Below are 15,292 nucleotides of genomic sequence, written 5' to 3'. Positions count from 1 at the left end.
CCTGCATTGGACAGCCTGATCGCTGGGGCAGCCCGTCGCATCAGAGGAGTGATTGTATGAATCATGTCTGGGGTCTTCTGGCGCATCCCAATCAGGAGATGCGTGATATCAAGCAGGAAAACGAGAGCGTTTTGCACCATTACACCCATCATGTTCTGCTGATGGTGGCGATCCCGGTGATCTGCGCTTTTATCGGCACCACGCAATTGGGCTGGAATCTGGGCGAAGGGCAGTTCGTGCAACTCAACATGCTGACCGGTATTGGTCTCGGCATTCTGTTTTACCTGATCATCTTAGGCGGTGTGGCCGTGATGGGCCGCGTCATTCACTGGATGGCGCGCGACTATCCGCAGCGTCCCAGCATACAGCGCTGTACCGTGTTTGCCGGCTATGTGGCGACGCCGCTGTTTATCAGCGGGCTGGTGGCGCTCTATCCGCTCGTATGGCTATGCGTACTGGCCGGTGCGTTAGCGCTGATGTACACCGGATATCTGCTGTACGTCGGCATCCCGGTATTCCTCAACATTGACCGTGAAGAGAGCCTGCGCTTCTCCGGCTCGACGCTGGCGATTGGCGTGGTGGTGTTCGAGGTGCTGCTGGCGCTGACGGTGATTCTGTGGGGTTACGGACCACGCTTGTTCTGATCATAATGTGGGTCAGGTCGTCAGCCATGGCGACCTGACTACTCCAGCTGCGCCTAGCAGCGTCTGTGATGCCCGCCTTTTTTAACGCCCGGAAACAATTTCCCTAAGAAATTTCGCAGACGAGCGCGTATGATGGCGCAGCCAGCCCGCGTCGCATCAGGCCTGACGCCGGCGGCCTGTGTTTCGACACAGCGCAAACCTCCTCACCGGATTTTTTTGACACGATGTCTGTAAAAATGCGTATTTCTTTGCTGTCGCTGGCGCTGTTTGTCGCCGCGCCAGCTGCGATGACTCCAGCGCTCGCCGCCGCAGCAAAACTGTCCGATCTGGCGCCGATTGCCCAGCCGCAAATCGCCTCCGGCAGCGCGCTGATTGTCGATCTCGATAATAACAAAGTGCTGTTTTCCAGCCATCCGGACCGGGTGCGGCCTATCGCGTCGATCACCAAAGTGATGACCGCGATGGTGGTGCTGGATGCCCGGCTGCTGATGGACGAAATGCTGTCGGTGGATATCAGCCAGACGCCCGAAATGCGCGGCGTATTCTTGCGCGTGAAGCTTAACAGTGAAATCAGCCGCCGCAACATGCTGCTGCTGGCGCTGATGTTCTCGGAAAACCGCGCGGCGGCCTGCCTGGCGCATCACTATCCCGGCGGTTACGACGCCTTTATCCGCGCCATGAACGCCAAAGCGCGCGCGCTCGGCATGACGCACACCCACTACGTGGAGCCGACTGGTTTGTCGCTGCACAACGTCTCCAGTGCGGAAGATCTGGTGAAGCTGCTCAAGGCCACGCGCCAGTATCCGCTGATTGGCCAGCTGAGCACCACCAAAGAGGAGACGGCGGTGTTTAAACACCCCAGCTACGCGCTGCCGTTCCGCAACACTAACCATCTGGTGTACAAAAATAACTGGCGCATTTAGCTGACCAAAACCGGTTACACCGACGAGGCCGGTCACTGCCTGATAATGCGTACCATGATTAATAAACGTCCGGTGGCGCTGGTAGTGCTGGATGCGTTTGGCAAATATACCCACTTTGCCGATGCTAACCGCCTGCGCGACTGGCTGGAAACCGGCAAAGCGGCGCCGGTGCCGGCGGCCGCGCTAGCGTACAAAAAGCAGAAAGCGTCGCAGCTTGCCAGCAGTGCGGACGTGGAGTAACGCAACCCGGTACTCCTCGTAGCGGCGCAAGGGAATGCGCCGTGTGCCGTGGCGGCGTGTGACTGACGGTCAACGGAGTTTAAATGAACAAAATTCCTTATCGTTAGCACCAATGTTTTACGCCACCATTCCTATAGTTTCCCTGACGGCAAAGTCCTACACTGGCGACCATTCACGGTTAACCTTGCGTTTATAGGCTGTTATTGCGCTGGAATCTCACTCATATGTTCAAGTTTCGTTCTCTGTTTACCCCGTTCCTGCTGCTGCTGGTGTTATTCACGCTGGCGCTCAGCTATGCGGATGACTACGCCGCGCCCGCGCAGCAGGAAGAAGACGCGGCACCGAAGGTCAATCCGGCGGTAGAACTGCCGAAGATGCAGAAGATCCTCGACAAAATTAAGGGCTAGGTGTCCGGCGATACCAATGAAAACTAGCTCAACCAGCTCAATGAGATGGCGCTGGAGCTGTCAGGTAATGCGGAAACCCTCGGCCAGGCGCTGATTCCGCAGCGTCAGCAGCTGGATGCGCAGCTGGCGGTGCTCGGCCCGGCGCCGAAGGCGGACAGCGGCGTGAAAGAGACGCCGGAGGTGACGCGCAAACGCGCCGCGCTGGAGAATCAGAAGGGCAAGCTGGATGATCAGATCAAGCAGGCCGACGGCATCAAAAACGGGGCGCTGGTGCTGTCCTCGCAGATCGTCAACCTGCGGCGCGATCAGCTGAAAAGCCAGCTGGCACTCAACTCCGGCAGTATTTTAGGGCCACGCTTCTGGTTATCGCTGTTCAGCCGTCAGGATCTGGATGGCGAAAAAATTGGCGACTTTATCAGCGAGCTGCAGGATACCGCCGCGCTGTCGTGGGAGCCGGGCTGGCGCGTGGGCACGGTCGGCTGGCTGCTGGTGGCGCTGCTGGTGATGACGCTGGGCCGGCGTTACAGCGAAGAGTTTCTGGCGTGGGTCAGCATTCACAAACTGCCGGAAGGGCGGCTGCGCCGCAGCTTCCTCGCCGCGGCGATTGCGCTGACTACGCTGGCGGCCGTGGTGCTGACCTTTAACTTTCTCTCGCTGGCGTTTGTGCGGCGCGATGAAGTGTCCAGCGACGTGCAGGATTTTATCAGCCGTCTGGTGCAGCTTAGCGTTTACTGCGGACTGATCGCCGGTCTCGGCCGCGCATTTCTGTCAACGCGCCGCCCCAGCTGGCGTCTGCCGAGCATCTCCAGTGAAGTGGCGCTGGCGCTGAAGCCGTTCCCGCCGATTACCGCCGCGCTGGTGTTTATCTTCCAGACCGCCGAGTCGTTTAACTACACGGTCGGCACCAGCCTGAACACCACCATTTTTGCCAACGGCCTGACGGCGCTGCTGATTGGCAGCATCGGGCTGGCGATCAGCATGCGCACCAATCGCGTGCGTCGTCGCATGGCGCAGGCCGGCAATCCGCCGGAAGCGCGTCCCATGGTCGTCGGCCTGGTGCAGCTGGCGCTGACGGTCACCGCCGTGGCGATTCTGGTTTCGCTGATTGTTGGCTACGTCACGCTGGCGCGCTTCCTCAGCTATGAAGTGATCTGGTGCGGCATTCTGTTTGGCTCGTTCTACTTCCTCAGTCATCTGATCAACGACGGTTGTGAAAGCCTGTTCTCCACCAACAACGCTACCGGCAAGCGGTTGCAAACCTCGCTGAATATAGACGAGCGCTACCTGCAGCAGGCAGCAACGCTGCTCAGCGCCGTGGGTAAAACCCTGCTGGTGGCGTTTGTCGCGCTGGCGCTGCTCAACGGGCACGTTTGCCTCGTCCACGCCTATTGAGCTGATCCAGAAAGTCATTGAGTTCTAGGGTGGCAAAGGGCTGGAGTCGCTCAACATTGTGCCGGCGCACATGGTGAACGCCATTCTGTGTCTGGTGGTGGGTATCTACGTGCTGCGCTCGGTGCGGCGCTGGCTAGATAAAGAGTTCCTGCCGAAGACCACCATGGATATCGGCATGCGCGTGTCGCTGGTGACGCTGTTCAGCAATATCGGCTACGTGCTGATTATTCTGCTGACGCTGTCGATTATGGGGCTGCAGTGGAACAAGCTGTCATGGATCGTCAGCGCCCTGTCGGTGGGGATCGGTTTCGGTTTACAGGAGATCGTGAAGAACTTTATCTCCGGCCTGATCCTGCTGACCGAGCGTCCGGTGAAGGTCGGCGATCTGGTGAGCATCAGCGGCATCGAAGGGGATATTCGCCGTATTAACGTGCGTGCGACTGAGATTCAGCTGGGCGATAAATCCACAGTGATCGTGCCGAACTCGCAGCTGATTTCGCAGAACGTGCGTAACGCCACCATGGGCAATGCGCAGGGCGTGGTGACGATTCAGCTGACCTTCCCGCTGGATATCGATCCGGTGCAGGTGCGTGAACTGTTGCTGGACGTGTACCGTGAGAACGAGCGTATTCTCGAAACGCCGGAGCCGTCGGTTTCGTTTAAAGATTTGACGCCGGCTGGCATTGTGCTGAGCGTGACCGGCAACGTCGCCAGCCAGCGCCAGATTTCCGGTGCGAAAAGCGATCTGCTGTTCGATATCCTGACGCGCCTGCGCAAAGAGGGCATCGTGCTGTCGACGCCGCAGACCATGATTATCGAACGCCGCGCGCTGCCGGCGACGCAGAATGAAGGTGAAGCGTTGCCATAATGGCACGAGACCGTAGCGGCGCAATTCATTGCGCTAAGGTTTGCCTCTGATGCAGCAAACCCGCGCGATAAATCGCGCCGCTACGGGTCCGGCAGATCTGACTCAGGCTTTCACCGCCCAGCCTTTTTGCTTACTGGTTTTCCCGATGCCCGGGTTAAAGGTATTGGTCGGATCGAGCTGGCGGTAAAACGCCTGCAGCTGCGGTTTGGCCGCATACAAATGGCCAACGTTATGCTCCGCCGGATACTCCGCGCCGCGCGCCGTGAGGATCGCCAGCATCTTCTCCTTCAGCGCATGGGCATCCACCCCTTTCTTCACAATGTAATCCTGATGGAACACGTGGCAGAAGAAGTGGCCGTAGTAAAGGCGATGAATCAGATCGTTATCAAACTCCGGCGGCAGGCGCTCAAACCACTCTTGATCGTTGCGGCGCAGCGCAATGTCCAGCGCCAGAATATCCTCCACTTCGTCAGCGTGCACCGTGTGATAGCGCACGGCGGCACCGACTGCGGCAAAGCGATGCAGAAAGGCGTGCGTGCCCTCTTTGGCGTCGCAGGCAAAGAACTCACCGCCGCCTTCGCGGAAATACTCCTGCAGATACGCCTGCGCTTCGGCCACGCCGTCGCCGGACATCTTCAGCATCAGGTGATGCTCGTATTTGTCACGATACTGCTTCAGGCGCTTCGGCAGGTGCGCCGGGAACCAGCGGCTGATGCGTTGCAGTAGGCGATCGGTAAGGTGCGGCTTAACGAAGCTCAGCTTGCTAAGCCAGGCATCAACCCGGCCTTTGAGGGTGAAAAACAGCGGCATCTTGTCGGTGCCGAGTTTATCAATCATCACAAAGGTGTCTTTGCCGTAGACCTCGGCGATGTCGAAAATATCGCGGTGCATGTACTCACCGGCGACCGGTAAATGGGTAAACTCCGCCAGAATGTGGCGACGAAGCTCGCCGAGCGTCGCCGGGTCGTTGGTGCCGATGTAAAACACCTGCTGCTTCGGCTCGGTGGGGAAGGTGTCGAGCCGCACGGCAAACACCGCCAGTTTGCCGGCACAGCCTGACGCTTCAAACAGGCGCCGCTGGTCGGCGTTGAAACGCGCCGGCGTGTCCGCATGAATGTCCCGCACCCGCTCGGCGTATTCGTGGTCGGACGCGTGGCGCGCATCCCAGCGCACATCACCCGGCTGCCAGCACTCGTCGTCCAGCCGGCCGAGAATCGCTTCCAGCGAATGACCAAGTTCGATGCCCAGATGGTTGACCAGCCGAAGCTTCCCGTCGGCGTCCACCTGCGCAAACAGCGCCATTTCGCTGTAGGCCGGGCCGCGTTTGATCAGCGAGCCGCCGGAATTATTGCAGATGCCGCCTAGCACCGAGGCGCCGATGCATGAGGAGCCAATCACCAAGTGCGGCTCGCGCCCCAGCGGTTTAAGGGTTTTCTCCAGCTGATACAGCGTGCTGCCGGGGAAGGCGAGAATCTGCCTGCCGCCGTCGATCAGCTGCAGTTTGTCGAGACGCAGGGTACTGATGATCACCACCGGGCGATCGTAATCGTTGCCGTTGGGCGCTGAACCTTCGGTCAGGCCGGTATTGGCGGCCTGCATCAGCACGATGGCATCGGCCTGCACCAGCGCCTGCAGCACGCGCCACAGCTCCAGCAGCGAGCCGGGGAAAACCACCGCCAGCGCATCGCCCTCGCCGGAACGGAAACCCTTACGATAGCGCGCGGTCTGCTCCGCGTCGGTCAGCAGCTGTGACGCGCCGACCAGACGGCGCAGCTCTGACAGCAGGGCAGGGTGTGAGGTGTTGTTATTCATTAGCCTATCCTTGTCGTTAACGTGGCGTTTCTACTGTAGCACGCGTCAGCCGCGGGGGCGTAGTGTGACAATGGCGGCTACCTGCTATCCTCATCTTGTGGCACACTGCCCCGGTTATTTCGATATTGCGCAATTACTTAAGAGAACCCGACCTGATGAAATGGATTTACTCTGTTAGCCTCACTGTTTCCCTTGCCGTGCAACCCGCGTTTGCAGACGACCTGTTCGGCCCCCATCCAATGACGGAACAGGCGCGCGACGCCTTTGTTAATCAGCTGCTGAGCAAAATGACGCTGGATGAAAATATCGGGCAGATGCGCCTGATCCGCGTCGGTCCGGATACGCCGAAAGAGGCGATTCGCGACATGATTCAGCACGGCCTGGTCGGGGCGATTTTCAATACGGTAACGCGTCCGGATATCCGCGCCATGCAGGATCAGGTCATGCAGCTCAGCCGCCTGAAGGTGCCACTGTTCTTTGCTTATGACGTGGTGCACGGCCAGCGCACCATTTTCCCGATTCCGCTCGGCCTCGCCGCCAGCTGGGATCTGCAAGCCGTTAGCGAAGCGGGACGCATCTCCGCCTATGAAGCGGCAGACGACGGCCTCAACATGACCTGGGCGCCGATGGTGGATGTCTCGCGCGAACCGCGCTGGGGCCGCGGCTCTGAAGGGTTTGGTGAGGATACCTATCTCTCACCTCGCAGATGGGCAGTGCGATGGTTAAAGCCATGCAGGGCAAGAGCGCAGCCGACCGCTATGCGATCATGACCAGCGTAAGCACTTTGCGGCTTACGGCGCGGTGGAGGGCGGTCGTGATTACAACACCGTCGACATGAGCCCGCAGCGCCTGTTCCAGGATTATCTGCCTCCGTATAAAGCTTCACTGGATGCCGGCAGCGGCGGCGTGATGGTGGCGCTCAATTCGATGAACGGCACGCCGGCCACCGCCGACAGCTGGCTGCTGAAAGATATTCTGCGCAATGACTGGAAATTCAAAGGCATCACCATCAGCGATCACGGTGCCATTAAAGAGTTAATCAAACACGGTGTCGCCAGCGATCCGCAGGATGCCGTGCGCATCGCGCTGAAATCCGGCATCGACATGAGTATGAGCGACGAGTATTACAGCAAGTACCTGCCGGGAATGGTGAAAAGCGGCGCGGTGAGCATGGCGGAAATCGACGATGCGGCCCGTCACGTGCTCAACGTTAAATATGACATGGGCCTGTTCAACGATCCGTACAGTCATCTGGGACCGAAAGGCAGCGCTCCGCAGGACACCAATGCGGAAAGCCGCCTGCATCGGGCGGAAGCGCGCGACGTGGCGCGCCGCAGTATGGTGCTGCTGAAAAACTGGCATGAAACCCTGCCGCTGAAGAAAGATGCTACCGTGGCGCTGGTGGGGCCGCTGGCCGATAGCCAGCGCGATATCATGGGCAGCTGGTCGGCTGCGGGCGTGGCGAAGCAATCTGTCTCGCTGCTGCAGGGCATGCGCAGCGCCATGGCCGGCAAAGGCACCGTGCTGTATGCCAAAGGGGCCAATATTTCCGATAACAAAGGTATCCAGAACTTCCTCAACCTGTATGAGCAGGCGGTCAGTGTCGATGCCCGTTCGCCACAGCAGCTGATTGACGAAGCGGTCGCGCAGGCAAAAAAAAGCGGACGTGGTGGCGGCGGCAGTGGGCGAGGCGCAGGGCATGGCGCATGAAGCGTCGAGCCGCAGCGACTTGGTGATCCCGTCGAGCCAGCAGAAGCTGCTGGCGGCATTGAAAGCCACCGGGAAACCGCTGGTGATTGTGCTGATGAATGGCCGTCCGCTGGCGCTGGTGAATGAGGACCGCATGGCGGATGCGATGCTGGAGACCTGGTTCAGCGGTACCGAAGGCGGTAACGCCATCGCCGATGTGCTGTTCGGTGATTACAACCCATCGGGCAAACTGCCGGTGTCGTTCCCGCGCTCGGTCGGGCAGATTCCAATTTATTACAATCATTTGCCAACCGACCGTCCGTATAATTTCGAGAAGCCGAACAAGTACACCTCGCACTACTACGACGCGGTCAACGTTCCACTCTATCCGTTTGGTTACGGTTTGAGCTATACCCAATTCAGCGTGTCGCCGGTCAAGATGTCTGCACCGACCATGCCGCGTAACGGCACGGTGGAAGCCAGCGTGACGGTGACGAATACCGGCAAACGCGATGGTGCCACGGTTGTGCAGCTGTACCTGAACGATCCGGTCGCCAGTATCAGCCGTCCGGTGCAGGAGCTGCGCGGCTTCCAACGCATTATGCTGAAGGCCGGTGAGTCGCAGACCGTGCGCTTTAAGATTGATGTCGATGCGCTGAAGTTCTGGAATCAGAAGATGCAGCACGTCGCCGAGCCGGGCAAATTCAACGTGATGATCTGTCTGGATTCGGTCAGAACCCAGGATGCGCAGTTCGATTATTTGTGAGTCTCACGGTCAGCATAAATGCTGACCCTACAGGTTATGCTGTCGAAGCATTGTAGGGTCGGCATTCATGCCGACCAGCTTAACCAGCCTGACGCGTCAATATGATGAATCTCCGCCACCGCATCGAACAGCAGGTCTTTCGCCTTAACGGCCTGTCGCTCAACGAATTTGACATCTCTCAACCGCCGGGCGATCCCGGCCTGTTCGGTCCTGACCACATCATCTGGCAGGTGCACGGCGACTTTCCCGCGATGCTGTGCGGCGGCATCAGCGCGCTGATGCTACAGATGCTGCATCCGGCAGCGCTGGCAGGCGTGTGGGATCACTCCAGTTTCCGCCAGGACATGCTCGGCCGGCTGCGGCGCACCAGCCAGTTCATCGCTGTCACCACCTTCGGCAACACCGCCGATGCGCATACCCTGATTGAGCGGGTCAAACGCATCCATCTGCGCGTCACCGGCATTGATAACACCGGCAAACCCTATGCCGCCAGCGATCCGCATCTGCTTACCTGGGTGCACGTTGCAGAAACCAGCCGCTTCCTGGCCGCGCATCTGCGCTACAAAAATCCGCAGCTCAGCCTCGCCGATCGCGATCGTTATTACGCCGAAGCGGCGCGGGTGGCGGAAGCGCTTGGCGCGCAGCAGGTGCCGAAAAGCGTAGAGGCGGTTGAGGCCTATTTACAGGCGATGCGTGCAGAGCTGGTTTACGATGCGCGCACTCACGAAGTGATGCAGCTGCTGCTTAACGCGCCGGCACCCAGCTGGCAGGCGAAACCGGCGATGCGCGTCATGCTGCGGGCTGGCTGTGGTCTGCTGCCAGACTGGGCACAACAGCTGATGCAACAGCCGATCGGGCCAGTGACGCAATGGCGGATTGATAAGCAAATCGCGTTGATTGCCGCCCTGTTGCGCTGGTCAATTCAGCGTGGCGCCTGGGCGCGTGCCATGCAGCGCATGGGGCGCGATCCGCGTTACAGGTGAAATTCATCCTGCTTGCTGGTGTAGCTGCGCGGCGTGCGCGCCTCGCGTTTCAGCAGGAGCTAGCGCTGCTGATAGTGATGCAGCAGCATGCCCAGGCCAACGCCCAGTAGCGCCAGTGGCACCAGCGTGTAGTAAATATCCAGCGGCAGCAGCACCAGCAGCGCGATGGCACCGACGATCAGCGTCAGGGCTGCCATCACCCACGTATAGCGGACAAACAGCCATAGCCGCAGGGCGAGAATCACGATTTCGTGCAGATTGAGATCGAGGGTTTGCAGCACCATGACGACAGCTCCGCAACAGAAGAGTGCGCTGACAATAGCATGCGAAGCGGTAAAAGAATCGCAAAAAAATCTGAAGCTTCGCCGCCGCTGCCCCCGCCATTCTTAAGCCGGCCTGAACGATGGCCTAGCGCACTTTGAGAGTTTTACCCTTGTGTCATATGGCGCGAGTGCCGATCCTGCTCTATTCTCGGGGAAAATGGATCCCTCCAGGCATTGTCGAGGCGTTATGACACACCAACCTCTGATTGCTGAGGTGCCGAATCAGCAACACACTTTAACCGCCATCGTCGAACAGGATGCGCGTACCGCCTATTTTTATATCTGGCCGAACGACCTGTTCCGCAGCCAGTACGCCGTGCGCGGCTGCTGGTTGCGCAATCTGCTGCCGGCACCGGCGCAGGAAGATCGCGCCGCGATGGAGCAGGGGATTGCGCCGCTGCTCAGCGCCAGCTATTGCCGCACGCTGGAAGCAGAGCCGATGCTCGATCCGGCCGGCCTACAGATTCTGTGGGAGCCAAGCGACGACGGTGCCGCGCTGTGGTATTACGGCCAGCTGCTGGCGGTGATCCCCGGCTGGAGCCTGTATCAGGACAAGCAGGTCAGCTTCTCGGCGGGCTGCATCAAAGAGAACCGTCTCACCGCGCCGCTCGGTTCGGCCTCCACCAACGATTACTACGCGCGCGCCGAACAGCAGCGTCATTTCTGGCGTGACTGGCACGATGGCCAGCAGTGGGATCGCGTGCAGAGCGAGCTGCTGCAACGTTACCAGGCGCAGTTTGGTGAGTCGGTAAAATATTACGCCATCGATCAGGGCAACTGGCCGCCGATGGCGATTTCGCAGCACTGGCATAACGGCGTGTGGTATTTCTTCACGCTCGGCATGAGTATCCGGCCGATGCCGCAGGTGGATTACCTGTTTGATGAGCTGGCACCGCAGTACCGGCGTGTAGAGCTGGCGATGGCGGTGGATGGCGAAGTAATGACCGAGGCCAACGCGGTACAGATGGCCAGCGCGCTGGCGGAGTTTGCTCATCTGCCGTGGGCGCGGCTGACGTGGATTGGCGAAGGGCACACGCTGGCGTCGGAAGTCGCGCCGGTCGGCTTTGAAAGCTTCCTGCTGGCCAACGGGCTGGCGGGCGAAAGTGCACAGCTGCGGCTGCCGAAGCGAGACGGCGATCGGCCAAATCTGCTGTGGGCGACGCCGATCACCGAAGCCGAGCGGCTGTTTGCCCAGGCGGACGATCGCGGTGGCCAGCAGCAACTGCAGCGTTTGCTGGCGCAGGGCAGCGATCATGTGTTCCGTCCGCGCCAGGAAGTGGTGGAGTCCGCACTGTAGTGCTTGCCGAATCATTAGTGTCTGAAGCCTCGACATACCCCTCTGGCAGAGACCAGGCGGGTATTAACCGGATGCTTCCCGTTCCAGCCATTCGACAAAGCGGTTTAGCGAGGATGATTTATCCACATCAGGCGGAATTAACGCCACGTAGCGGCTTCCCTTCGCCTCAATAGCTAACGGGGTGACAAGCCGGTTTCCCTGCAGGTCATGTCCCAGAATTTGTATTCCACCGATACCCACACCGACGCCATCAATAATTGTCTGTAGACTAATATAATTGTGTTCGAATCGCTGAAAACGCACCGGGCGCACATCCCCGACGCCAGCCTGTTTCATCCATCGTTCCCACTCGCCTGACCGCGTATTAGATAACACGAAAACGTGGGTCGCCAGGTCTGCAGGGGTGTTCAGCGCTTTTGTGGCTAACAGCTTTGGCGCGGCAATCACAGTGAGCTTTTCCTCAAATAACGCTTTCTTCTCAAAGTAACGCCATTCAGGTTTGTTCAGCGCATCCCGGCGAATCAATACGTCAAAGTCAGATAGCCCTTTCACCTCCGAACTGTTTGAGGTGGATACCGAGATTTCAATGTCAGGATATTGGCTATGGAATGCCGGCAGGCGCGGGATCAACCAGTGCATCGTAAAGGTGGTTTGCGCATTGACGCGTATCGTTCTGGTGTTGGGTGTTTTGCCAAAGCGCACCGCAGCATCGCTGATGATGTCAAAAGCGGTGCTGATCTCTGCGGCAAAAGCCTGGGCATGTTCCGCCGCCACGCTGCGCTGCCCCTGGCGTTCAAATAACGGTTGTCCCAGCCACTCTTCAAGCAATTTGATCTGACGGCTAACGGCACCGTGGGTAATCCCTAATTCCTCAGCAGCTTCACTCAGGCTGTTGGCGTGCGCGGCCGTTTCGAACAGCCGCAATGCATTCAACGGCGGCAGGTTACGTTTTTTCATCTGTGATTTTTAGTATCAGTGGCGGGCAATATTTATCGATATTATGATCCAATCGCCCTCATTAAGATGCGTGCTTTGCCGTTGAAAATGAGGAAAGACAGTGGGTGATTATGTCTTTGTGACGCTGATCACGATCCTCTCCGGGGCGCTGAGTGGCATCATCGGCACTGGTTCTTCTTTGCTGCTGCTACCGCTGATGGTCAGCAATTTCGGCTCCAGAGTGGCGATGCCAGTCATGGCTATCGCCGCAATCCTGGGAAATCTCTCGCGCATCGCGGTCTGGTGGCGTGAAATCGACTGGCGCGCCACCCTGGCCTATAACCCTTCCTGGCGTGCCAGCTGCGTCGTTAGGCGCGCATGTGCTGCTCTCTTTACCTGCCTGGATCATTGATGGCGCGCTGGGTCTGTTTTTCTGGGTGATGATCCTAGTCAGACGCAACCTGAAAAACAGTCACTGGACGCTCTCAATAAAGCAGTTAGGGCTTTGTGGTGGAGTTGTGGGTTTTCTGACCGGACTGGTTCTCTTAACCGGACCGGTGAGCGTGCTGATTTTTACCGCCTATGGATTGAGCCGTGGCGCATTTATTGGCACGGAAGCATCGAGCGCCTTGCTGTTATATATCAGCAAGATCAGTACTTTTGCCTTTCAGCATGCGCTCTCAATACAGGTTGTGCTCACCGGTTTGTTAGTGGGCAGTGGCATTATGCTGGGCACCCTGAGCACGAAGGTGATAGTCCAGAGACTGTCGGTCACACAGTTTGCCGTGCTGATAGACGTCATTCTGTTTATTTCCGGCGCAGGATTAATCGTTAATGCCTGGTCAGGAGCACAACAAAGTTACGTTTCATTCTTTGCAGTCTCTTCATTGATGAGGAATAGCAGGGTAAGGCCAGTGACAATAAGCGCTCTTATGGTCACGCTATTCAATCAGTTAACCATTTCGTGATCTCGCGCACCTCAAGTTCCTCTGTAACAAGCCGTTAACCTCGATCAGGCAACTCGCCACACCAGGGTAAGGGCACACCGATGTTAAAAACCACACAATCCCGTTTTACCGCGACCTTAGTCGCATTCTTCGTTGTTCTTATGCTGGTCACCGTACTGGTGATCAACCAGTTCATCGCGCCGCAGCTTAGCCAGAACGAAAGCCGGCTGGTGCGCTATGAGGTGGATGGTCTCGCCGGACGTATCGTCGAGCAGATGAACCGCGTGCAGGCGCAGCAGCGTGCAATTACCGAAGCGGCGGGCGTTATAGACAGCGCCGCCATTGATATGCTGCTGCCGGCGCTGGTTAACCAGTATCAGGACAGCAACGTGTTCGGCGGCGGTATCTGGCCGTTACCTAACCGGCGCGATCCGGCGAAAGAGAAAGACAGCTCGTTCTTTGCGCGTAACGCCAGCAACCAGCTGCAGGTCAATACCTACTGGAACTCCGATGCTGCCGACAAATACTGGGAGCAGCCGTGGTACAAAGATGGCATGGCCGCAGAAAAAGGCCAGTGCGCGTGGGCGAAGGCCTATCAGGATGCCGCCAGCCCGCAGCCGCGCACCAACTGCGCCATGGCGATTTACCGTAACGGCATTGTCTGGGGCGTCTCAACCATTGACGTCACGCTCGGCTTTTTCAACCAGCTGGCGCAGCAAATGGGTGAGGCGATTCACGGCCGCGTACTGATTGTTGAAGCGGACGGCAAAGTAGTCGGCAATGCCGCGCTGCTGGAGGGTACGCCGAAACTGGAAAATCTGGCTGATACCCAGCTGCCAATGGCGGCGGCGCTGAAAGGACTGCTGGCACAGGCCGGTTCTCAGTCGTCGCAAACCACTTTCAGCGGAGAAGATGGTGAGCACACGCTGTTCCTGCAGGCAATTCCCGGCAGCCCGTGGTATCTGGCCAGCGACGTGCCGTCAGCGCTGCTGGATGCGCAGACGCACAGCATGCTGACCCGTCTCGGCCTGGTACAGATCCCGCTGGCGATTCTGCTGCTGCTGGTGCTGCTTGGCTTTGTCCGCGCGATGATGAAACGCCTGAGTCTGCTGAATCAAAACATCGAAGCGCTGTCGACCGGTGGCGCGGATCTGACGCAGCGTCTGCAGGCCAGCAATAGCCCGGAATTCAACGCCGTGGCGCAAAGTTTCAACCAGTTCATCGCCCATTTGCAGGGGCTGATGCGCCAGGTGGGCGACAGCGCACTGGCGATTACCGCAGCTTCACGCGAAATCGCCAGCGGCAACGCCGATCTCTCGGCGCGGACTGAATCGCAGGCGAGTTCCATTGTGCAAACCGCAGCGTCGATGGAAGAGCTGACCGGCACGGTGCGTCAGAACGCCGACAACGCCACGCACGCCAACCAGCTGGCAGATGGCGCATTCCAGGTAGCGGCGCGCGGCAGTGAAGTGGTGCGTCAGGTGGTCAGCACCATGGGCGAAATCCATCACTCCTCGCGTAAGGTGGTGGATATTATCAGCGTCATCGACAGCATCGCCTTCCAGACCAATATTCTGGCACTCAACGCGGCGGTAGAAGCGGCACGCGCCGGTGAGCAGGGCCGCGGGTTTGCCGTGGTGGCTTCGGAGGTACGCAATCTGGCGCAGCGTTCCGCCAACTCCGCGCGCGAAATCAAGAAGCTGATTGAGGAGTCGGTGGCCAATATCGACACCGGCAGCCAGCTGGTGGAGCAGGCCGGACAAACCATGGATGAGCTGATGCAGGGCGTCAGCAGCGTCACAACGCTGATAAGCGAAATCATGTCCGCCAGCCGCGAGCAAAGCATGGGGATCGAACAGGTGAACGTGGCGATTACCCAGCTCGACGGCAGCACCCAGCAGAACGCGGCGCTGGTGGAGCAGGTCTCGGCAGCGGCGCGCGCCATGGAAGAGCAGAGCGTGCGGCTTGAGCAGGTGGTGCACGGCTTCAAACTGTAATTCATCCCGTCAGAGAGCACAGCGGCGCGTTTTTTGCGCCGCTGTCACGCTTTTTCCCGCCTTTTTCT

The 15,292-nt window shown here is 58.8% G+C and carries 9 protein-coding genes and 3 pseudogenes; 9 read left to right on the top strand and 3 right to left on the bottom strand.

All coding sequences use genetic code 11. From position 1 onward, the window contains the following. The first annotated feature begins 56 nt into the window (after positions 1-56). The 3 genes and pseudogenes from AC6I8M_RS09850 (at position 57) to AC6I8M_RS09840 (ending at position 4,474) form a co-directional block, all read left to right on the top strand. Complete coding sequence (locus AC6I8M_RS09850) at positions 57-644, top strand: Yip1 family protein (RefSeq protein WP_010616050.1); 588 nt, start codon at positions 57-59, stop codon at positions 642-644. Between the two features lie 224 nt (positions 645-868). Then, a pseudogene (pbpG, locus tag AC6I8M_RS09845) lies at positions 869-1,807 on the top strand (D-alanyl-D-alanine endopeptidase). A 224-nt stretch (positions 1,808-2,031) separates the two neighbouring features. Further along, positions 2,032-4,474 (top strand): annotated as a pseudogene (locus AC6I8M_RS09840) (DUF3772 domain-containing protein). A gap of 102 nt (positions 4,475-4,576) precedes the next feature. Here AC6I8M_RS09840 and dld read toward each other — a convergent pair. Then, a complete protein-coding gene (gene dld, locus AC6I8M_RS09835) occupies positions 4,577-6,286 on the bottom strand; it encodes a D-lactate dehydrogenase (protein ID WP_010616052.1) in 1,710 nt (569 codons plus the stop codon). A gap of 155 nt (positions 6,287-6,441) precedes the next feature. Here dld and bglX point away from each other — a divergent pair. Beyond that, a pseudogene (bglX, locus tag AC6I8M_RS09830) lies at positions 6,442-8,741 on the top strand (beta-glucosidase BglX). A gap of 101 nt (positions 8,742-8,842) precedes the next feature. Continuing rightward, positions 8,843-9,724, top strand: coding sequence for an oxygenase MpaB family protein (locus AC6I8M_RS09825; RefSeq protein WP_010616053.1), 882 nt, complete (start codon positions 8,843-8,845; stop codon positions 9,722-9,724). Between the two features lie 59 nt (positions 9,725-9,783). Here AC6I8M_RS09825 and AC6I8M_RS09820 read toward each other — a convergent pair whose 3' ends face one another. After that, positions 9,784-10,008: a hypothetical protein gene (locus AC6I8M_RS09820; RefSeq protein WP_010616054.1), complete on the bottom strand. Its 225-nt coding sequence runs from the start codon at positions 10,006-10,008 to the stop codon at positions 9,784-9,786. Positions 10,009-10,234: 226 nt separating this feature from the next. On the opposite strand from AC6I8M_RS09820, the gene AC6I8M_RS09815 reads away from it, so the two are divergent. Continuing rightward, a complete protein-coding gene (locus AC6I8M_RS09815; protein WP_010616055.1) occupies positions 10,235-11,344 on the top strand; it encodes a suppressor of fused domain protein in 1,110 nt (369 codons plus the stop codon). Positions 11,345-11,407: 63 nt separating this feature from the next. Here the strand turns inward: AC6I8M_RS09815 and AC6I8M_RS09810 are convergent, their stop codons facing one another. Further along, positions 11,408-12,301, bottom strand: coding sequence for a LysR substrate-binding domain-containing protein (locus AC6I8M_RS09810; RefSeq protein ID WP_010616056.1), 894 nt, complete (start codon positions 12,299-12,301; stop codon positions 11,408-11,410). A gap of 100 nt (positions 12,302-12,401) precedes the next feature. Between AC6I8M_RS09810 and AC6I8M_RS09805 the strand changes: the two genes are divergently transcribed. The 3 genes from AC6I8M_RS09805 to AC6I8M_RS09795 all read left to right on the top strand — a co-directional run bounded on the left by AC6I8M_RS09805 (position 12,402) and on the right by AC6I8M_RS09795 (position 15,224). Continuing rightward, complete coding sequence (locus AC6I8M_RS09805; protein ID WP_082670865.1) at positions 12,402-12,692, top strand: TSUP family transporter; 291 nt, start codon at positions 12,402-12,404, stop codon at positions 12,690-12,692. Beyond that, complete coding sequence (locus AC6I8M_RS09800; protein ID WP_010616058.1) at positions 12,661-13,248, top strand: hypothetical protein; 588 nt, start codon at positions 12,661-12,663, stop codon at positions 13,246-13,248. The genes AC6I8M_RS09805 and AC6I8M_RS09800 overlap by 32 nt, the downstream gene beginning before the upstream one ends. Before the next feature lie 80 nt (positions 13,249-13,328). Continuing rightward, entirely contained in the window at positions 13,329-15,224 is a 1,896-nt protein-coding gene (locus AC6I8M_RS09795; RefSeq protein WP_022547495.1) for a methyl-accepting chemotaxis protein, read from the top strand. Positions 15,225-15,292: the final 68 nt, after the last annotated feature.

The organism is Type-A symbiont of Plautia stali (genome assembly GCF_059731155.1).
Note: the sequence above shows the minus strand (reverse complement) of the source record. Positions and strands in the feature narration are given on the sequence as shown.

What these genes read in the sequence shown, in the direction of transcription:
- AC6I8M_RS09850 (WP_010616050.1), top strand. Translation starts at nt 57, where the DNA reads ATGAATCATGTCTGGGGTCTTCTGGCGCATCCCAATCAGGAGATGCGT.
- dld (WP_010616052.1), bottom strand. Translation starts at nt 6,286, where the DNA reads ATGAATAACAACACCTCACACCCTGCCCTGCTGTCAGAGCTGCGCCGT.
- AC6I8M_RS09825 (WP_010616053.1), top strand. Translation starts at nt 8,843, where the DNA reads ATGATGAATCTCCGCCACCGCATCGAACAGCAGGTCTTTCGCCTTAAC.
- AC6I8M_RS09820 (WP_010616054.1), bottom strand. Translation starts at nt 10,008, where the DNA reads ATGGTGCTGCAAACCCTCGATCTCAATCTGCACGAAATCGTGATTCTC.
- AC6I8M_RS09815 (WP_010616055.1), top strand. Translation starts at nt 10,235, where the DNA reads ATGACACACCAACCTCTGATTGCTGAGGTGCCGAATCAGCAACACACT.
- AC6I8M_RS09810 (WP_010616056.1), bottom strand. Translation starts at nt 12,301, where the DNA reads ATGAAAAAACGTAACCTGCCGCCGTTGAATGCATTGCGGCTGTTCGAA.
- AC6I8M_RS09795 (WP_022547495.1), top strand. Translation starts at nt 13,329, where the DNA reads ATGTTAAAAACCACACAATCCCGTTTTACCGCGACCTTAGTCGCATTC.